Origin of the sequence: Williamsia limnetica (assembly GCF_003217475.1) — a bacterium.
Lineage (GTDB): Bacteria > Actinomycetota > Actinomycetes > Mycobacteriales > Mycobacteriaceae > Williamsia > Williamsia limnetica.
This window is the reverse complement of the sequence record NZ_QJSP01000012.1, coordinates 152300-172133: the sequence shown is the minus strand read 5'-3', so window position 1 is coordinate 172133 and position 19834 is coordinate 152300. Positions and strand designations below refer to the sequence as shown.

The 19834-nt window shown below is 65.1% G+C and carries 19 protein-coding genes; 9 read left to right on the top strand and 10 right to left on the bottom strand.

The window, feature by feature from the left end:
- Positions 1 to 124 precede the first annotated feature (124 nt).
- Positions 125 to 1612, top strand: coding sequence for a glycerol kinase GlpK (gene glpK, locus DFR67_RS20385; RefSeq protein ID WP_110471393.1), 1488 nt, complete (start codon positions 125 to 127; stop codon positions 1610 to 1612).
- Positions 1613 to 1625: 13 nt separating this feature from the next.
- On the opposite strand, the gene DFR67_RS20380 is transcribed toward glpK, so the two are convergent.
- The 6 genes from DFR67_RS20380 to DFR67_RS20355 form a co-directional block, all read right to left on the bottom strand.
- Complete coding sequence (locus tag DFR67_RS20380; protein WP_110471323.1) at positions 1626 to 2870, bottom strand: hypothetical protein; 1245 nt, start codon at positions 2868 to 2870, stop codon at positions 1626 to 1628.
- 169 nt (positions 2871 to 3039) lie between these two features.
- Positions 3040 to 3651 (bottom strand): DUF3558 family protein, encoded by a 612-nt coding sequence (locus tag DFR67_RS20375; RefSeq protein ID WP_110471322.1) that lies wholly within the window; start codon positions 3649 to 3651, stop codon positions 3040 to 3042.
- A complete protein-coding gene (locus tag DFR67_RS20370; protein ID WP_110471321.1) occupies positions 3648 to 3962 on the bottom strand; it encodes a hypothetical protein in 315 nt (104 codons plus the stop codon). The genes DFR67_RS20375 and DFR67_RS20370 overlap by 4 nt, the downstream gene beginning before the upstream one ends.
- Before the next feature lie 139 nt (positions 3963 to 4101).
- Positions 4102 to 5670 (bottom strand): HNH endonuclease signature motif containing protein, encoded by a 1569-nt coding sequence (locus DFR67_RS20365; RefSeq protein WP_158540001.1) that lies wholly within the window; start codon positions 5668 to 5670, stop codon positions 4102 to 4104.
- A 112-nt stretch (positions 5671 to 5782) separates the two neighbouring features.
- Positions 5783 to 6958 carry an aminotransferase-like domain-containing protein gene (locus DFR67_RS20360; protein ID WP_110471319.1) on the bottom strand — a complete coding sequence of 392 codons (1176 nt, stop codon included), beginning with the start codon at positions 6956 to 6958 and terminating at the stop codon, positions 5783 to 5785.
- Between the two features lie 250 nt (positions 6959 to 7208).
- The gene (locus tag DFR67_RS20355) at positions 7209 to 8630 is read right to left on the bottom strand and encodes an NAD(P)H-quinone dehydrogenase (RefSeq protein WP_110471318.1); all 1422 of its coding nucleotides are present in this window, start codon (positions 8628 to 8630) and stop codon (positions 7209 to 7211) included.
- Between the two features lie 128 nt (positions 8631 to 8758).
- On the opposite strand from DFR67_RS20355, the gene DFR67_RS20350 reads away from it, so the two are divergent.
- Positions 8759 to 9247: a gamma-glutamylcyclotransferase family protein gene (locus DFR67_RS20350; protein WP_110471317.1), complete on the top strand. Its 489-nt coding sequence runs from the start codon at positions 8759 to 8761 to the stop codon at positions 9245 to 9247.
- A 1-nt stretch (position 9248) separates the two neighbouring features.
- On the opposite strand, the gene DFR67_RS20345 is transcribed toward DFR67_RS20350, so the two are convergent.
- The 3 genes from DFR67_RS20345 to DFR67_RS20335 are packed head-to-tail and all read right to left on the bottom strand — an operon-like array spanning position 9249 to position 12408.
- Positions 9249 to 10445, bottom strand: a complete 1197-nt coding sequence (locus DFR67_RS20345; RefSeq protein ID WP_110471316.1) for a M20 family metallopeptidase — start codon at positions 10443 to 10445, stop codon at positions 9249 to 9251.
- A 13-nt stretch (positions 10446 to 10458) separates the two neighbouring features.
- Positions 10459 to 11664, bottom strand: coding sequence for a M20 family metallopeptidase (locus DFR67_RS20340; protein ID WP_110471315.1), 1206 nt, complete (start codon positions 11662 to 11664; stop codon positions 10459 to 10461).
- Positions 11665 to 11706: 42 nt separating this feature from the next.
- A complete protein-coding gene (locus DFR67_RS20335; RefSeq protein WP_110471314.1) occupies positions 11707 to 12408 on the bottom strand; it encodes an enoyl-CoA hydratase/isomerase family protein in 702 nt (233 codons plus the stop codon).
- Positions 12409 to 12439: 31 nt separating this feature from the next.
- Here DFR67_RS20335 and DFR67_RS20330 point away from each other — a divergent pair, with 31 nt between their 5' ends.
- The 4 genes from DFR67_RS20330 to DFR67_RS20315 are packed head-to-tail and all read left to right on the top strand — an operon-like array spanning position 12440 to position 16315.
- Positions 12440 to 13264 (top strand): purine-nucleoside phosphorylase, encoded by an 825-nt coding sequence (locus tag DFR67_RS20330; RefSeq protein WP_110471313.1) that lies wholly within the window; start codon positions 12440 to 12442, stop codon positions 13262 to 13264.
- A 5-nt stretch (positions 13265 to 13269) separates the two neighbouring features.
- Positions 13270 to 14898, top strand: a complete 1629-nt coding sequence (locus DFR67_RS20325) for a phospho-sugar mutase (RefSeq protein WP_110471312.1) — start codon at positions 13270 to 13272, stop codon at positions 14896 to 14898.
- Positions 14899 to 14907: 9 nt separating this feature from the next.
- Positions 14908 to 15516, top strand: a complete 609-nt coding sequence (locus DFR67_RS20320; protein ID WP_110471311.1) for a hypothetical protein — start codon at positions 14908 to 14910, stop codon at positions 15514 to 15516.
- A 4-nt stretch (positions 15517 to 15520) separates the two neighbouring features.
- Complete coding sequence (locus DFR67_RS20315; RefSeq protein WP_110471310.1) at positions 15521 to 16315, top strand: ABC transporter ATP-binding protein; 795 nt, start codon at positions 15521 to 15523, stop codon at positions 16313 to 16315.
- Here DFR67_RS20315 and upp read toward each other — a convergent pair.
- A complete protein-coding gene (gene upp, locus DFR67_RS20310; RefSeq protein WP_084838302.1) occupies positions 16308 to 16931 on the bottom strand; it encodes a uracil phosphoribosyltransferase in 624 nt (207 codons plus the stop codon). The genes DFR67_RS20315 and upp overlap by 8 nt on opposite strands.
- Positions 16932 to 16981: 50 nt before the next feature.
- Between upp and DFR67_RS20305 the strand changes: the two genes are divergently transcribed.
- The 3 genes from DFR67_RS20305 (at position 16982) to DFR67_RS20295 (ending at position 19804) form a co-directional block, all read left to right on the top strand.
- Entirely contained in the window at positions 16982 to 17290 is a 309-nt protein-coding gene (locus DFR67_RS20305) for a type VII secretion target (protein WP_158540000.1), read from the top strand.
- The gene (locus DFR67_RS20300; RefSeq protein ID WP_110471308.1) at positions 17287 to 18363 is read left to right on the top strand and encodes a C40 family peptidase; all 1077 of its coding nucleotides are present in this window, start codon (positions 17287 to 17289) and stop codon (positions 18361 to 18363) included. The genes DFR67_RS20305 and DFR67_RS20300 overlap by 4 nt, the downstream gene beginning before the upstream one ends.
- Positions 18364 to 18505: 142 nt before the next feature.
- Positions 18506 to 19804, top strand: a complete 1299-nt coding sequence (locus tag DFR67_RS20295) for a primosomal protein (protein WP_110471307.1) — start codon at positions 18506 to 18508, stop codon at positions 19802 to 19804.
- Positions 19805 to 19834 lie beyond the last annotated feature (30 nt).

Below are 19834 nucleotides of genomic sequence, written 5' to 3'. Positions count from 1 at the left end.
CCGTCACCCACGTTACCCGCTGGTAACTAGTCAGTCAGGGCGAGCGCACCCGGCGTGCCCGGTTTCGCCTGATTGCCGGCGGGGTCGTGGGAAACTCGATTGCGTGACCAACAGCACCGGCTACATCGCCGCCATCGATCAGGGAACCACGTCGACGCGTTGCATGATCTTCGATCATTCCGGCAATGTCGTCAGCTCCGAACAGGTGGAACACGAGCAGATCTTCCCCAAAGCGGGGTGGGTGGAGCACGACGGTGTCGAAATCTGGCGAAACACCCGCCGTGTCGTGGCGGCCGCGCTGGCGTCGGAGGATCTGCAGACCGCCGACATCAAGGCGGTAGGCATCACGAACCAACGGGAGACGACGCTGGTGTGGGACAGATCCACCGGCGAACCGATCCACAACGCCATCGTCTGGCAGGACACCAGAACTGCCGCCCTGTGCGAGGAGTTGGCCGGAGACCAGGGCGCCGGGCGTTATCAGGAGCGCACCGGCTTGCCACTGTCGACGTACTTCGCGGGCCCAAAGATCCGGTGGCTACTCGACAATGTGGACGGTGCCCGCGATCGCGCCGAAGCCGGTGAACTGTGTTTCGGGACGATGGACAGCTGGATGGTCTGGAACATGACTGGCGGCCCCGATGGCGGGCGGCACCTGACCGATGTCACCAACGCCTCGCGCACGATGTTGATGGACCTGGAAACGCTCGAGTGGGACGAGGAGATCTGCCGGGAGATGCAGATTCCCACGAGTCTGCTTCCCGAAATCTGCAGTTCGTCGCAAGTGTACGGAAAGGTCCGAGAGCGCGGGCGCCTCGCGGACGTACCGATCGCCGGAATTCTCGGTGACCAGCAGGCCGCAACCTTCGGGCAGGCGTGTCTCGAACCGGGGGAAGCCAAGAACACCTATGGCACAGGTAATTTCCTCCTGCTCAACACGGGCGAAGAGGTGGTCCACAGCAGCCACGGACTGCTCAGCACCGTCTGCTACAAGCTCGGCGACAAGAAACCGATCTACGCACTGGAAGGGTCTATTGCCGTCACCGGTTCACTCATTCAGTGGTTGCGCGACAACCTCGGACTGATCAACTCCTCCAGCGACATCGAGGAGACCGCCAAACTGGTCGACGACAACGGTGGCGTGTATTTCGTGCCGGCGTTCTCGGGTCTGTTCGCACCCCGGTGGCGCCCGGACGCCCGTGGAGTGATCGTCGGACTGACCAGATTCGTGACCAAAGGGCACATCGCGCGGGCTGCGCTGGAGGCCACCGCCTTTCAGACGCGCGAAGTCATCGAGGCAATGCAGGCCGACTCGGGCGTGGAATTGTCGACGCTGAAGGTCGACGGCGGCATGGTGGTCAACGAGATGCTGATGCAGTTCCAGTCGGACATCCTTGGAGTACCCGTGGTGCGACCCGTCGTCAACGAGACCACAGCGTTAGGTGCTGCGTATGCGGCCGGTCTCGCCGTCGGCTACTGGGAAGGCGAACAAGAGATTCGCGACAACTGGGCGCAGGACAAGCAGTGGGATCCGGTGATGGACGCCGACGACCGCGACGCCCGGTTCGCCGAATGGAACACCGCCGTCGAGCGCAGCTTCAACCTGGCGTGAGCCATCCGGCGCGTCACGTTCGGTTGGAGTCGTCGCTGTTGTCGGTCTTGTTGTTGTCGGTCTTGTCGTTGTCGGTCAGCGCGTCGGGGTTCATCGGCGTCACATCCGCGGCGCTGGTGTCGACGGGGCGGGCCCAATCGCCGAGGACCGGCGGGCCGACGAGCGGCAGGGGCCCGATCATCTCTTCCGCGTTCTCTCTGGTGTGTAGGTAGGACGCCGCACGATGTTCCCCGTTGGCGTCGCGACCGCCTCGTCCGGCTCCGCCGGGTGGGACCATCGGGGAGCCGCCACGCGTGGATGTTGCCGGGCCGGATCCCGGCGCTGCGCCGGTTCCGGCCGACGGTGACGCCAGCGGTGTTATGGGTCGTCTGGCAAGCGGACTCGGCTCTGAAGCGGACCCGCCGAGCCCACCTGCGCCGCTGGCCCTCCCGCCTCCCGCACCGCCTGAGCCGCCGCCGGCTCCGCCTCGGCCACCAAGTCCACTCCCCGACTGGCCGCGGGCGGAGTTCATGGCCGCGTTCGTTGTGCCCGCCCCTTGGCTTTGGCCGCCTGCTGGAATCGGACTGCCGAATGCACCGTTCAGCGGCCCTGCCCCAGGTCCGCCGGCGTCAGCGGCCGTTGTCTGCGCAGAGTTGCCCAACGCCAACGGGACGTCTGCCGCCGGGTCGCCCCCATACGAAACTTGACCGGCGCCCGGGCCGCCGGGCCCTCCGGGTCCACCTGGGCCGCCCGGACCGGCGCCGCCCGACATACCGCCGATGAGCCCCGAGTTGTCTCCTGAGCTACCACCTCCGACACCGCCTGCTGTTGAGGTGTTCACCGGTTGGAAGTCTCCGCCCAGTTGTGGCAATGGTGCTGCTGAGTACTCCGGCATCGAGCTGTTCGCTCCGATGACCGGGTTGCTGTAGACGTCCGTCATGGTCTTGGCGAGTTGCTGCTGTTGCCGAAAGCGTTCCGCTGCGCTCTGGCTGGTGCCGAACTCGGCGTCCAGGTCAGCAACGCTGCCCTGGGTGGATGAGAGGATGGCCGAGATGGCACTGATTTGATCAGCGATCTTGATCCCGACAGACGCCGAGTCGTCCATGTGCCGAATACCCGCGATGGTGGCGTGGCGCGATCCGGTGACCGACTCCCCATGGAAATCGCCCTCTGGATACAGCGCAGCCAGCTTCGCGTAGTACATATCCGCAGCAAGGGTGATCCGCGACGCGATCAGCCGAATCGCCTCAGCGTCTTCTTCTGCAGAACCGGGTTCCATTGTCGCGCATATTCTGCGCATCTCGTCGATCGCATGGCTGATCCAGTCAGTCTGACTTATATCTCTCGGCGCCAAATGTCCCCCGTTCCAAACTTGAGTGCTTTCCGGGCGCGTCGCTGCGCTGCAGTCTGGAACAAGATCGGTCGCACGACGAGACCAGTCATGCCATTCATCCGGGAATCTTCTCGATGTAGGCGCGAGTGAAATCCTCAACAAGGGCACAAGCGTTCATAGCCCTGCCCTTCTGCGAGGAAGAGGCAACCACGTTGGTTACAACACCCGCTCCGAAAGATTGCACGTACGTTGAGCAGGTGCTATCTGTGCCGTCATCTATGACGAAACTTCCGACGATCCGACCATCAACAACGAGATCGGGTAGCCACCTCAGTTCAGGGGACGCCGTGCGGTACTCGGACAACGAAGAGGCATTGGTTACCACCTGCCCCAGATCGAACTCGTCACGCATAAACCAACGACATCCACGCGTGCCCTGACCGTCGACTTGCGCGACATCCTCTACAACAGAGGGATCCACGTCGAACCGTTTTAACTCACGATCCGTGTATGCAACGCATGGCTCGAACGGTGTCCCGTTGTTGGAGTCGTTCCATCTATTGGGGAACCTATTCTCAAACGGGAGCGGAATCGGAGTGCCCAAAGTCGACGACGCCTGGGCCTGAGAATACCCGGGAGCAGGTACCGCCTTAGTGTTAGTGTTCGCGGTTTGACATGCAACAACACTGAGCAGAATCAGCACCAATAAGCCAGATTTAGCAATCATTTTTTGAATTGAATCGCGCTTCCCATGTCGGAACCGTTCAGCGCATTTTTGGAGTTGACGCATTGGGCCGCAAATGCTCGCAAATATTGCGCTTCATCTCGAATAGCCGTCGCGAAAGAAGCATCGGCACCCCGAAGTAGGTCTTTTAGATTCTCCGTAACTCCGACACCTTCGGCGCACTCCCCCGCCCAATTCGTGCCTAACACGTGCGTGAGCAAACCTCGCTCGTCGTCTAACGTCTGCGCAAACACCTCAGCCGCCTCAGCCAGTGCGTCCCACTGCTCGTTGGTGAACTTCACTTCATCAGTCACGACTCCCCCTTCGCTCGAACCCCTGCGATGCACCCCACGCCAGAGATAGGACGTTAGCGGATCGCGATCGGTTCCAACAGACAGCACTGAGCGCGACACCAGAAACGTTCTGATGCCGTGCTCAGTGCTGGTGGGCTTATCAGCCCTGCTCAGGCGGGTCGGAGTCCTTGCCACCATCGCTGCCAGCATCGCTGCCGCTGTCGTCAGGCGAGGTGGGCGGTGGTGCGAGTTGGAGTTGTTCTTCGCGTTCTTCGAGTGCCGCTTGGCGTTGGGCGAGGATCTCGATCCAGGCCGCTTCGATGGTTTCGTTGACGTGGTGGGCCCGGTTGACCCGGGGTTTTTGCTCCGGATCGACGTAGACCGGTGGTATCCACGCCACCCGGCCTGTGTCCGGGCCGTCGGTGATCATCACTGTCGCCCATTTGCCGGGCCCGATCATCCGGTGATGCGGCACGCAGGCCGGGGTCAGGGAGTCGATATCGGTCAGGCCACCGTCGATCCACGCCAGCACGTGATGGAACTCGGCCCACGTCGCGGGCATTCGGCAGCCCGAAAAGCTACATCCCCGATCGCGGGCGATGATCGCCAACCTCTGCTCGAGTTGCGCGACCCGTTTGGCCCGCGCGAAGTACAGCACCGCCGCCGAATGGTTCTCGAACACCGCCAACGACTTGTCCGATCGCGCCGCCAGATCCAGCAGATCCTTGACGGGGATGTCGACCCCGGACGCCGTGGTCGCGACCCCCGCCGCCTCCTCGAGTTGCGCCTTGGTGAGGTTGACGATGATCTGCACCGGCAACCCTCGATGGGATTTGCCGAGCAGGTTGCATTCGAGAATGGTCTTCAGGATCGCTTTGAGTGCGTCGTGGCGCCGCTGCCCGAGGCTGCGGGTGTCGCGCTGGGCGGCGGCCTCGATCAACTGCCCGTCCTGGCCGGGGTCGTCTATCGCACCCGAGGGGCTGTCCGGGTCGGCCGGATTGTTCATCCCCGGCGCCGCCCACACATCCATCACCGTCTCGAGCATCGCGTACGTCTGCGGATCAAGCCGACCGGTGACGGTGGCCATGAAGTCCACACCTTGCGACCCTTTGGTGAACGTGCGTTTGCGGGCGCGATCGGCATCATCGGTCAATGACCCATCTGGATCGACCCGCGCGAGGATGTCGCGGCCCGACTCTTTGAGCTCGGTCGGGTCTTTGTCCCTGGCATCGTCAGACATCCACTGGTCGACCACATCGAACACATCCGGACCGGCTTTCGATGGGATCTCCTTGCGCACATCCAAAATCACCCCGACATGGGCAAACCCGATCGCACCCTCCGCCCACGCGCGGGCCGTCGCTGGGCACTTCGGCGGCAGCTGCTCACCCTGCAAGGTATGGAACTTCGCGACCGCTTCCATCGCCCTCGTCCGCTCACCGGTCGCGCCCTTGCTCAGCCGCAACTCCTTGCGCGCGAACCCGAACAACGACGGATACCCCGCCTTGACGAACGACGACCGATCCGAGACCTCCAACAGCCGATCAAGCCCAACGAACTCCAACTTCCGGGACATTCGTTCATGCACCCGCACAAGCTCATTGACCTCTACGTCATCAAGATCAGACGAGCCGGCATCAGCAATCTCCGCCAGCAGCACCTCCAGCTCGAGATACTTACCGACCAGGACCGGGACAACCGGTGAATCAGTAGACGAAGAGTCAGCCATCCGAAGTCCCCCCCAGACCCTCGATCGAACGCTTTTTCCTATCATACCAACACTTTTCGAATATGTCGAATGTTTGTTCGAATACTTTCGTGCCGAGATGCCCTCCGTTGATCTACCCCCGGTCCAACACCGCGACGGCGACCGCCAGCCGCCGAACCCCTTCGGCGAGCTCGTCAGGCGTCAACGTCGCGAAGCTCAACCGGAGGCAGTCGCCGAAATCCGCTTCTACTCCGAAGGCCGCGCCGGGAACGAACGCCACCCCAGCCGCCACCGCCTCCAGCAACAGCGCCGAGGTGTCGACACCGGGCATACGCACCCAACAGAACATTCCACCTTCCGGGTCGGTGAATGTCACGCGTCCTCCGAGAGTTTCCCTCAGTGCTGACGTCAAAGCCGCTGCCCGCGAACCATATTCCTGCCGTATGACATCGATGTGCTCAGCGAACCACGTGTGATCGGCCAGCAGTTCCGCGACCACCAGCTGGCTGAAGGTGGAGCCACACAGATCGACACCTTGCCGCAGGCGCTCAACCAACCCGATCACGTCGGGCGGGCCACTCATCCATCCCACCCGCAGCGCAGGCGCCAACACTTTGGAGGCAGAGCCCAGTAACACCACACGATCACTGTGCGCAGCGATGGGTTCGATACTTCGACCGGCAAATCGAAGCCGCCCATACGGATCGTCCTCGATGATGAGGAAGCCGTACTCATCTGCCAGACGTGCCAACTCAATCCGCGTCGACCGGGAGGCAGACACACCCGCGGGGTTGTGAAAGTTGCTGACCGTGTGGATGATCCGCGGGCGTTCACCAGCTTCGAGCCATCGTCGCAGCAGGTCGACATCGAGACCGTGCGCGGTGATCGGCAGAGCTCGAATCCGAGCGCGCACCGACTGGAACACCTGCAACGCCCCGACGTACACGGGATCATCGACCACCACCAGATCACCGGGATTCAGCAAAGCGTGCGCCAACAAGAACAGTGCCTGTTGCGATCCGTGCGTCAACAACACCTGCCCGACGTCGCGCACTCCGACGTAGTCGGCAACAACCTCACGACAAGACATCACGCCCGCGCTCACCGTGTACTGCAACGCGGCGGGATCAGCGCTCACACGCGCCGCCGTTTCGGATATCCGCTGCGCCGGAATCAATTCCGTGGCCGGTAGACCTCCGGCAAGGCTCAGAACATTCGGCTGCTCGGTCAGCTTGAGCAAATCGCGGATGGCCGAGCCGCGGACGTTGGCCAACGCATCGGACGGTGCATATGCAAGGTCAAGGGTCATCACAACCACACTCCAGAAGAAGACGACGGATATTACGACAGGAGGTGATGAGTGTGGTCACCGAACAACGGCTCAGGTGTACGCCGCTACTACAAGCAGGCTAACCCCAGCTGTTCGAAGTGTGAAATGACTATCCCACCATTTGGGAGTCGGGAGAGAACCAAGACATACGCGCCAGCTGCGCGCGAACGCCCCGGTTGCACCCGGCGCGAACGCCGGCAAGTGGCGCGAATTCGTAGGCGGGTGAGGTTCAGTCCAGATCGTCGTGCCGAACCAGCTGCCGCGCCGCTTCGGTCACCGAACCGGACAAGGACGGGTACACCGAGAACGTCTGCGCCAGATCGCTCACCATCAACTTGTTCTGCACCGACAACGCGATCGGCAGTATCAGCTCAGACGCATTGGGCGCGACCACGACCCCACCGATGACCACACCGGTGGCGGGCCGGCAGAAGATCTTGACGAAACCCCTCCGCAAACCGCTCATCTTGGCTCGTGGGTTGGTCGCCAACGGCAACATCACCGTCCTGGCCGGGTACTCGCCGGAATCGATGGCGGCCTGCGTCACCCCGACGGTCGCGATCTCCGGACGGGTGAAGATCGCCGACGCGACAGTCTTGAGCTTGATCGGGGTGACACCCTCACCCAGCGAGTGATACATCGCGATACGTCCCTGCATGGCCGCGACCGACGCCAACGGCAGCAGACCCGTGCAGTCTCCTGCCGCATAGATCCCGGGGACCGCCGTCCTCGACACCCGATCCACCTGTAGGTAGCCACCACGTGCCAGCTCGATGCCGACGGCTTCCAATCCGAGTCCACTGGTGTTCGGGACAGAACCCACCGTCATCAGGCAGTGCGAGCCCTCCACTGTTCGTCCGTCGGCGAGATGCACGATCACACCGTCGGCGGTGCGCTCCACCCTGTCGGCACGGGCATGCTTGACGAGCTTGACGCCGCGCTCGGCCAGCACGTCCTCGAGCACCAGGGCCGCATCCTCGTCCTCGCCGGGCAGCACCCGGTCACGGCTCGACACCATCGTCACCTGCACGCCGAGCTCGGTGTAGGCGTGCACGAACTCGGCACCCGTGACGCCGGAGCCGACGACAACGAGATGCTCAGGGAAATCGTTGAGGTCGTACATCTGGCGCCAGTTGAGAATCCGCTCGCCGTCCGGCTCCGCACCGGGGACGACACGCGGCGACGCGCCGGTGGCGACCAACACCACATCCGCCTCGAGAATCTCCTCCGGGCCGTCCGCGCCGTCCAACTCGAACGGGGTCGCCACCACGCGGTGCCTAGCCGCGAAACCGGCCTCGGGTTCGGTCAGCCGTCCGCGCCCGTGGATGATCCGGACACCCTCCGTGAGGAGCCGGGACCGGATGTCTGAGGACTGCGCAAAAGCAAGGTCCCGGACACGCTCGTGGATCTGCGGCAGTGACACCAGCGCGCCGTCGTATTTGAGGTTGATCCCCAGGTCAACAGCCCTGCGCACCTCGGTGCGAATCCCGGCCGACGCAATGAAGGTCTTCGACGGGACGCAGTCCCACAGCACGCAGGCACCGCCCATGCCGTCGCTGTCGACCACGGTGATGTCGGCGCCGTAGCTCGCTGCGGCAAGGGCCGCTTCGTATCCGGCCGGTCCTCCGCCGATGATCACGATCTTTGTCATTTCAGGTCAACTCCCTGGGGTGTCGGATGGGCCTGATGGGCTGTCGGCGGGGGTGTCGCCACGTGTCGAATCTAGTCGATCGCCCTTCCCACTTTCCCGATGGGGAGCAGACCATCTAGGCTCCTCCCGTGCCGATTTATGCCGCCTACGGGTCCAACATGCATCCCGAACAGATGCTCGAGCGAGCTCCCCACTCGCCGATGGCGGGAACCGGGTGGCTGTACGGCTGGCGTCTGACCTTCGGTGGCGGGGACATCGGCTGGGAAGGTGCGCTGGCCACGGTCACCGAAGACCGCGACGATCCCGACGCCCGGGTCTTCGTCGTGCTCTACGACGTCACCGAGGACGATGAGGGCAGCCTGGACCGCTGGGAAGGATCCGAGCTCGAGATCCACCGCAAGATCCGGGCCCGCATCCACACTGCGAACGGTCCGGTCCTGGCATGGCTGTACGTTCTCGACGCCTTCGAGGGTGGTCTGCCCTCTGCCCGCTACCTCGGCGTCATGGCCGAGGCAGCAGAGATCGCCGGCGCGCCTGACGACTACGTTCATCAACTTCGGGTCCGCGAGTCCCGGAACGTCGGACCCGGCCCGGAATCACCCTCCGCGGAATCCTGACCTATCGGGCGTGCAGGCCCGCCTGCAACACGACACCCGCGAGTGTCCTCACCCCCACGGCCAGAGCTCGCTCGTCGAGGTCGAAGTTGGGTTGGTGCAGATCCACCTGCGGGCCGTGTCCACTCCAAACACCCAGGCGTGCCATGGCTCCCGGGACATTCTCGAGATACCACGAGAAGTCCTCACCCCCACCGGACTGCGGGGTGTCGGCCAGAGCATTCGGACCCACCGAAGCAATTGCCTGACTGAGGAGTTCGGTCGACACCGCGTCATTGACCACCGGCGGCACACCGCGCTTGTAGACGAGGTCGTAGCGCACGCTCAACGGTGCCAGCAATCCCGCGATGATCTCGCGCACCAGCGGCTCGAGTAGCGCCCAGGTCGCGTGATCGCCCGTGCGCACGGTGCCGCGTAGACGTCCTTCCTGCGGGATGGCGTTGGGTGCGTCGCCCGCGTTCGCCGCGCCCCACACCATCACGGTGCTGGTGCGCGGATCGATCCGGCGGGACAGCACACCCGGCAGGCCGGTGATCACCGTGCCCATCGCGTAGACGAGGTCCGCGGTCAGGTGTGGCCGCGAGGTGTGCCCACCCGGCGAATGCAGTACCACCTCGACGTGATCAGCCGCAGAGGTGATCGGACCGGCGCGCAGCCCGACCTTCCCGACCTCGAGTTTCGGATCGCAGTGCAGCGCGTAGAACTGCGAGACACCCCTGGTCACGCCTGCGGTCACGGCGTCCAGCGCCCCACCGGGCATCACCTCCTCGGCCGCCTGGAACACCAGCCGCACGCCGATGGGCAGATCCCCCATCGACGCGAGCGCCTTGGCGACACCGAGCAGGATCGCGGTGTGACCGTCGTGCCCGCAGGCGTGCGAGACGCCTTCCACAGTGGACGAGAACGACAGCCCCGTCATCTCGGCGATAGGCAACGCATCCATGTCCGCCCGCAGGCCCACCAGCGGCCCTGCCGGCCCGATGTCGCACACGACGCCGACGCCCTGCGGGAGTACCCGCGGCGACAATCCGGCCTTCCGCAGTTCCTCGACCACCACCTGGGTGGTCCGGAGTTCACCCCGGGACAGCTCGGGATGGACGTGAAAATCGCGTCGCCAGGCCACCAGCTGTGCACTGTTCTCGCCGACCCAGTTGTCCAGCTCTTTCAGAAAGCGTTCCGATTCCACTGCTTGCCCACTCATTTTCTGTACACACTCATCGTCTCTGACCCGCCGTCTGCGGTTGTCCACCCGTTCGTTGTTCGTGCGCCTGCAGCAATTCGTCCCGCAACTCCGGGTCGAGTGCTGCATGCACCGCGGTCGCGGCGAGCGCCACCGCCCCGTCGACCACAGCCCGATCTGCCGACTCCGACGCCGCGGCGGCCGCGAATTCGATCTCGTGCGTCCCGGCCCCACCGCTGTCGATCCCGATCAGCGGATGGATCACGGGCATCAGGTGACTGACATTGCCCATGTCGGTACTCCCGAGGGGCCGGACCCCTTCGAGTCCGGTCGGTACCATCGGCCGGCCCGAATCGACGATCGCTTCGCGGTAGGCCGACAGCAGTCGAGCATCCTGCTGCAGTTCGAGGTAGGTCGGTGACACCGTCGCGACTTCGTAGGAACAGCCGGTCGCCATCGCGCCGGCAGCAAAGCACCCCTCCGCACGCTCGCGCAGGTCATCGAGCGACAGTTGGTCGCGTGCCCTGAGGTAATACAGCAACTCAGTGTGTCCTGCAACGATATTCGGGGCACGACCGCCGTCGCTCACAATGCCGTGCAGCTGCTGTCCGGACCTCAGGTGCTGCCGCAGCAAACCCAACGACACCTGCGCGACCGTCAAGGCGTCTGCTGCGTTGCGGCCACGCTCCGGTGCTGCGGCGGCGTGTGATTCGAGCCCGGTATAGCGAATTGCCAGGTCCGCGAGAGCCAGTGAACTGGCGGCGATCTCGTCCGCGCGGCCGGGATGGACCATCATCGACATGGCCACCCGATCAAACACCCCGGCGTCGGCCATCACGATCTTGCCGCCGCCGGTCTCCTCTGCGGGCGTACCCAGTACCAGCACCGTGATGCCCAGGTCGTCGGCGATCTCGGCAAGTCCGCGGGCGGCACCGACCGTCATCGCAGCGATCATGTTGTGACCGCAGGCGTGGCCCATCCCGGGCAGTGCGTCGTATTCGGCGCACAGGCCGACCACCAAGTCGCCGGAGCCGTATACCGCGGTGAAGGCGGTGGGCAGATCTGCCACCCCCGGTGTCACCTCGAATCCGTACCCGGCTAGCAGTTCAGACACCTTGGCCGCGCTGCGATGCTCTTCGAACGCCAATTCCGGTTCCGAGTGCAGCGAGTGCGACAACTCGACCAGGTCACCGGCGACCGCACGCACCGCACGCTCGCCTCGCTGCCTGGTTTGGGTCATCAGGTCATTCTCTCACTCGGCCCAACGCGTGTTCGGTTCAAGTCATCCGAGCAGCGACGGCGGTGTCGGCCGCTCGAGGTCGGCCAGCAGCGGCGCGCGCAGACCCTTTTTGATCAGCGCGAGCGTCGGACCTGCTACAGCCGCTCGACCTGCGGCGATGTCCACGGCTGCGGGCACGAGCTGCTCGATGTCGACAGCTTGCTCCACGATCCCGGCGTCGACGGCGTCGGCACCGCCGTAGCGTTTGCCGGTGGTCATCGCCTCGGTCACGGTCGGATCGGGCAGCCGTGTCCGCAGCAGGGACGCCATACCGGTCGTGAAAGGCATCCCGAGCAGGATTTCGGGAAGCGACCAGAACCCACGCTCGGTGCGCATGATCCGGTGATCTGCACACAGTGCCAGCATCGCCCCGGCACCGAAGGCATGTCCGTTGACGGCCGCGACCGTGGGCATCGGCAATGTCAGGACCCGCACGTAGAGTGCGTGCACACGGTCGAGGTAGGCAGGCAGCTTGTCCCCGTTTGCGCCGATGTAATCGACGTCGAGCCCGTTCGAGAAGAATTTTCCGGTCGCGGTGATCACGAGCGCGCCGGGAGCGGCCTCGACGACCTGATCGAGCTGGGCGTTCACCTGGTCGAGCCAGTCCATCCCGAACCTGTTCTCCGGGTTCGTCTCATCGAGCTCGGCGCCCTCTGCACCGAGATACAGGGTGTGTACAGCGTCATCGGTCCTCACGTACGGCATGGAGCGACCATATCGTCTTAAGGTTGTGACCATGTCAGAGCGAGGTTCTAACGCAGACCCCACGACCGACCCCCGACGCGCGGCCCGAGAGGCAGCCGAGGCAATCGCCGCGGCGACGGGAGCAGCGAGCCACGACGTCGCGGTGGTTCTCGGATCAGGATGGGCCCCGGCCGCTGCCGCGTTGGGCAACCCCGCCGCCAGCATCCCGATGGCCGAGTTGCCCGGTTTCACGCCCCCGAGCGCCGAGGGGCACTCCGGAACGGTTCATTCCCTGCGAATCGGCGGCCGGTCGGTCCTGGTCCTGCTGGGCAGAACCCATGCCTACGAGGGGCATCCGCTCGCGAGCGTGGTGCACGCGGTCCGCACCGCGGCCGCCTGCCAGGTCGGCACACTGGTGTTGACCAATGCCGCGGGTGGCCTACGCGAGGACATGACCGTCGGGCAACCGGTGCTGATCAGCGACCATCTCAACCTCACCGCGCGGTCCCCCTTGGCCGGTGCACAGTTCGTCGACCTGGTCGACGCCTACTCACCGCGTCTACGACAGATCGCACAGAACGTCGACCCGTCATTGGCCGAAGGCGTCTACGCGGGCCTACCCGGTCCGCACTACGAGACGCCGGCGGAGATCAAGATGCTGCGCGTCCTCGGGGCAGACCTCGTCGGGATGTCGACGGTCCACGAGACGATTGCCGCGCGAGCGGAAAAGCTTGATGTGCTGGGCATTTCACTGGTGACCAATCTTGCGGCGGGCATCACCGGCGAACCGCTCGATCACGAGGAAGTGCTCGAGGTGGGTCGCTCCTCGGCGACCCGGATGGGCCACCTGCTCGCCCAGGTCATCGAACAGATCTGACTCCGATGACCGACGAGCAGGTGAACGCGTGGATCGACGCCGACCCCGACCCCCGGACGCAAGCCGAGTTGCGCGCGCTCGACCCCGAAGCGCTGGCTGAACGTTTCTCGGACACCTTGCATTTCGGTACCGCCGGGTTGCGCGGGCCGGTGAGGGCCGGGCCGGCGGGCATGAACGTCGCGGTCGTCACACGAGCCACCGCGGCCGTCGGGCAATGGCTGGTCGATCACGGTCACCGCGGCGGTTCTGTCGTGGTGGGCCGCGACGCCAGGCACGGATCCGAAGACTTCTTCGCAGCGACCACGGAAGTTCTTGCGGCCCAAGGATTCGACGTGATCGCGCTACCAGAGCCCGGCCCGACACCGCTGGTCGCGTTCGCTGTCCGCGACCTGGACGCTGTCGCGGGCATCCAGATCACGGCGTCACACAACCCGCCCGCCGACAACGGCTACAAGGTGTATCTGGAGCAGGGAGCTCAATTGATCCCACCGGCCGACGCCGAGATAGAGCAACTCATCGCCCGGGTGGGACCCGCCAGAGAGGTCCCCCGCGTGCCGGTCGTTGCCGACACCCGGGCGCACGCGAACGTCGAGCGGTACCTGTCACGTCTGGTGACCATATTCGGGAGCGGGGAGCGGCGCCGCATCCGCGTCGCGCTGACGGCCATGCACGGCGTGGGCGGCGACATCGCCGTACAGGCACTGCGCGAGTGCGGTTTTCATGATGTGACCGTCGTCGGACTGCAGCACAGCCCCGACCCCGACTTCCCCACCGCGAAATTCCCGAATCCGGAGGAACCAGGTGCTTCCGACCTGCTCCTCGACCTCGCCCGCGACGCCGATGCCGACCTCGCCATCGCGCTCGACCCTGACGCAGACAGATGCGCTGTCGGCGCATATGTCGACGGTGCGTGGCGCATGCTGACCGGAGACGAGACCGGCGCGTTGCTCGGCGCGGACATCATCGCCGCGCACAAGGACGAGAACGCCCTGGTTGCCAGCACGATCGTGTCGGGGACCATGCTCGGCAAGATCGCAGCAGCCTCCGGGGCACGCCACGTGACCACGCTGACCGGCTTCAAGTGGCTGGTCCGCGCCGGCGAAGGGCTGGTCTACGCATACGAGGAAGCGATCGGTCACTGCGTGGACCCGGACGCGGTGCGGGACAAAGACGGGATCAGCGCTGCCGTCGCGGTGTGCGTTCTCGCCGAGCGACTCGTCGCGAACGGCCTGGGTCTCGGTGATCGCCTCGATGATCTGTTCACCGAGTTCGGCGTGCACGCGACCGGCCAGTACGCGATCCGTGTCGATCATTTGAGCGACATCGACCACGTGATGACAGCCCTGCGCACCGACCCGCCGCCATCCCTCGCGGGCACCGCGGTCACGATGGAGGACCTCTCTGCCCGGACGGGACCACGGGCGACCGATGCCGTGCAATTCACAGGTTCGACCGACCACGACCAGGTTCGCGTCATCGCACGCCCCTCCGGGACGGAGCCGAAATTGAAGTTCTATCTGGAAGTGGCGCTCGCGCCCGGCACCGAACTCGGCGCCGCCAAGGCCCTGGCACGGGCGCAACTCGACGCACTCGGTGCGCAGGTGGCCGAGTTCGCGGCGTCGGTGCGCCGGTAGGGTGAGCCCGTGACCGGCAACTACCCCCCGACACCGCCGAAGTCGCCGTGGGCGTCTCCGGTGGTCATCGGCGCGATCGTCGCGGGCGCGGTGGTCCTGGCGATCGCCGTCCTGCTGGGCTTTCTCCTGATCCCATCTGACGAGGACAACGCGACGGGATCGAACACGAGCACGACCGCCACTCCGACGCAGCAGACATCCACCAAGACGATCACCCTGACGCCCTCCACCGGAGCCCCGACCAGCTCGCTCACCCCGACCGCCACGACACCGATCACGACCCCGAATCTGCCCAACCCGAACGTCCCCGGCGCAGATGGTCAAGGGTTTCTCAGCGGACCACGCTGCAATGCCGCCGGCGATCCCGCGGTGATGATCGGGCAGACCGACCGGTCCAAAGTGGTTGTCTGCCAGGTCGGCAACCAAACCGGCCGTTACTATTACAAAGGTCTCGCCGACGGCGGCGCCATCGAGATCCAGTACCCGACGCGGTCGGGCAACCGATTCACCGCGGTGAACAACAGCACCACGTATCTGGTGGACGGTTCCTCTCTCACCATCAGCGACGGCGGCGCCGTGCTGGCTGCCGAACCGATGATCTACTACTGGACCAACTGACACCTTGAACACACTCGCACCACGAGAGGTACTTCATGCCGCCCACATCGATGTGGTGCGGGGCGGACGATACCTGTTGCGTGACATCAGCTTCACCGTCGAGGCGGGCGAACACTGGGCACTGCTCGGCCCCAACGGCGCCGGGAAGTCGACCCTGTTGCACATCCTCGGCGCGTTCGGACACCCGACGCGCGGCACCGTCGACGTCCTGGGCCGCCGGCTGGGCCGCGTCGACATGCGCGAGCTGCGCACCCACATCGGCCACGTCGATCCCAGACATCGCCTCGACCTGCCCCTGTCGGCCCACGACGTGGTGCTCACCGGTCTGACGAACACCCCCGAATTGGATCACCGACGCGACTACTCCGGCGACGAACATCGGCACGCCGACGAGCTCCTCGAACTACTGGGCATGACGGCACGGCGGAAGTCGTTGTGGACCAACATGAGCCAAGGCGAACGCGGACGGACCCTGATAGCGAGGGCGCTGATGGCCAAGCCGTCGCTGATCCTTCTCGACGAGCCCGCCACCGGCCTGGATCTGGCCGCGCGTGAGCAACTGCTGACCAGCGTCGACCAGTTGCGCCGCGAAGTACCCGATCTGGCCAGCGTGCTGGTCACCCACCATCTCGAGGATCTACCGACGAGCACCAGTCATGCGTTGCTGCTCCGTGACGGCGAAACGGTGGTCCAAGGTCACGTCGACGAGGCGCTGACCTCGGCCACCATCACCAAGTGCTTCGATCACCCGGTCCAGGTGCGCCGCGACGGCGGCCGCTGGGCCGCGCGCTCTACCTAGGACCGAACTGACGGTCGCCCGCATCGCCGAGACCGGGCGTGATGTAGGCGACCTCGTTGAGACCATCGTCGATGGCTGCGGTGACCAGTCGTACGGGATATCCGGAATTCTCTAGCGCCGCAACACCTTCGGGCGCGGCCACGACACACACCGCAGTGATGTCGGTGGCCTTGCGCGAGACCAACAGCTCGATCGTGTGCAGCATCGAACCTCCGGTTGCCAGCATCGGGTCGAGGACGAACACCGGCTGACCGGTCAGATCGTCCGGCAGCGACTCCAGGTAGGGCACCGGCTCCCGGGTCTCTTCGTTGCGCGCGATCCCCACGAACCCGACGTTCGCCTCCGGGACCATCGCGTGTGCCTGCTCGACCATGCCCAATCCGGCCCGCAGCACGGGGACGAGCAGGGGCGGCGACGCCAGCTTCACTCCGGTCGTCGCGACCACGGGAGTCGTGATCGGCACCTCGGTCACCGGTGCACCGATCAGCGCCTCGTAGATCAGCATCTGGGTGAGATCGGAGAGTGCGCCGCGAAAGGCGGCGTTGCCGGTGGTCTCGTCGCGGAGGGTGGTCAGCCTGGCGGCGGCCAACGGATGATCAACTGCTCGGATCTGCATGGACTCACCATACGAGGGAACCGACACCCCGACCACAGCGTCGTATGCACATGAGTTCGGTCTCCGTTGATCCCGCCGCCCTGACCACCGCTGCAACCGGCACCCGTTCGGTCGCAGCAGACATCGCCGCCCATGCCCTCGCTGGGCGTGTCGATGCAGCGGTCCTTGCGCCCGCGTTCGGCCTCATCGGGGCCGAGTTCACCGCCGCTGCGGTGATGGTCATCGACCGGCAGTGCCGAGAAATCGACGATCTCGCCACGAGGATGCAGGCACTCGGCCAAGGCCTTACCCGAGCCGTCGACACCTACACCGGAGCCGATGACACCAACTCCGCCCAGATCGCGGCGACTGCGCGATGATCCCCATCGAGTTGCTCATCATCCCGCTACGGGCCCTGCTCGCCGCGTTGGGTACCGGCGAGTTGCCCGCAGGCGCCCCGGGCCCCCAGTTGCGCGCCACTGCAACCGTTCTCGACGATGCCCGCAATCGGCAGTCCCGCATCAACAGGGATGTGGACTCCGCCTGGTCGGGGGTGGGCGCGGCCCGTGCGACCTCGGTGATGGACCGAGCTGCCGTCGACGCCGCCGACTTCTCCGACAACAGCGCCGCGATCGCCGATGTCATCGACTCGGCCAGTGAAAAGATACGCCGGGCGGCCGGCGAGCTGCAGGCGATTGTGGACTCGTTCGTTGCTGTCGCCGCTGCGATGGGTCCGGCCCTCTACACACCGGCGGGCCTGGCGGCCATCCTCCCTGTGGCCATGACACACCTGCAGCGCGGCATCGATGTGGTCGAACGCACCCGTACCGAGCTCCGAACGGACACCGACCGGCTACTGGAAATCGGCCGCACCACCGCGCCGGCAGAATCGGGTTCCGTCGACGCCCAGCTCGCCCGTGTCGGTACCGAGTTGGGCAATCTGGGCAACGCCGCGTTCGGTCCGGTCGAATCCGCCGCAGGCAGCCCCGCACCCGACGCCGGTGGCGACCCGGCGAGCACCGTGCCCGCCGGATTGTCGGCGACCGACCCGGGTGGCACCGGGGTCGCGATCACCCTGCCGGACGGTTCGGTCGCCTACGCACCCAATGAGCGCGCGGCCAAGGCAGTCCGGGCCGCGCTCAGTCAGCAGGGCGTGCCCTACGTCTGGGGAGGTACGTCGCCCGGGCAGGGTCTCGACTGCAGCGGGCTCACGCAGTGGGCTTACCGGGAGGCCGGGGTCGAACTGCCCAGGCTGGCGCAGGAACAGGACACGGCCGGAGTTCAGGTGGCCCGCGCCGATCTGCAGCCGGGCGACCTCGCCGTGTGGTCGGGACACGTCGCCATGTACGTCGGCAACGGTCAGATGGTCGAGGCGGGAGATCCCGTTCAGGTCAACCCGGTACGGACCTCGAATCTGGACCAGACCTTCGAAGGCTTCTACCGGCCGAACTGATCTGCCCGCCCGATCCGCGCCGCGCTGACCTCGCAGTGAAGTCGCCGAGTCGCGACCAGATCGACAAATCTCGGCAAACCTTGCGTACTTCGGGCGAGGCGAGGTGGCCGACGCTCAGGGTCGGTGACTAGGCTCTGTCCCCATGGCCGGAGACATCGTCCCAATCGAACTCGGAATCACCGAGGGCAACACGTTCACCCTGTGGGCTCCGCGCTGGCGCGAGGGCGACGACGAGTGGGAGGCCTTCCTCGGTCTCGACGAAGATCTGTACGGGTTCAGCTCCGTCGCAGAGCTCGTCGCGTTCATCCGTTCGGGCACCGACAACGACCTCGTCGAGCACCCTGCCTGGAACACCGTGGTCGGTCTCAAGGCAGACGAGCTCGAGCCGGCCGAGGACAAGTCTTATGACCTGATCTCGGTCCCCGAGCTGGCGTCCGAGGATCCGACCCCTGAGGTGATCGCCAAGCTCGAAGACGTCCTGGAGATCGTCAGGATCATCGGCGAGGTCTGCGAGCTGACCGCAATCACCAAGTTCTTCAACGGGAACCCGATCCTCGGTGCCGTCACCACCGGTACGCGCAACTTCGTCGGCAAAGATGGCGCCGAACTGTGGGAGCGCATCGGAACTCTCATCGACAAACGCTGGGATGACGTCATCGACGCCATCGACGACGTCATCAGCAGTCCCGATGTCGACTCGGAGGCTGTTTCCGTCGCCGAAGCCGAGCTGCTCGCTGCAGCCAGCGCCGAGGACGAGGACGAGCCAGACGACGACGTCGAACTCGTCGACGGTGACGAGACCGCCGGTGACGACGATGCACAGGACGACGACAGCGAAGACGAAGAAGGCGACGATCTCGACGAGGACGACGACGAGATCGATGAGGACGACTTCTGGAGCGCGGTCGGTATCGACCCGATCCAGATCATCACCAGCGCCGGTGAGTTCTTCTCACTGCGTTGCTATTTGGACGACGATCCAGTGTTCCTCGGCAAAGATGGCAAGATCTTCGCCTTCACGTCGAAGCGTGCCCTAGAACGTTTTCTGGCCGACGACAACGAGCACGACCTGTCTGCGGTCAGCACGTTCGAAGAAATCCAGATCGCGGCGACCGACGGTTCGCTCGACATCGATGTGTACGACGACAACGTCTACGTGCTGCCCGGTCTGACCGACGACATCGCCGACGGCCCCCGCCGAATCGATCGCCGTCAGCTCGAGCTCGCCGTCGAATTGTTCACCGATGCCGCTGATTTCGCCGACGACGATTCGGTCGCCGAGGCACTCGGGTCCACCACCCCACTGGGGTGGTTCGTCAATTACGCGCTCAACCCCGACCCGAAGCGGATGGCTCCGAGCGCGCCGTTCGACAACGAGTCCGAGGCGTGGCGCGCACTCGAGCACGAGTTCGAGACCCGGCTCGACAAGAAGCGCGAGTAAAGGCCCACTCGACGCCAGTTCAGGCCCGTT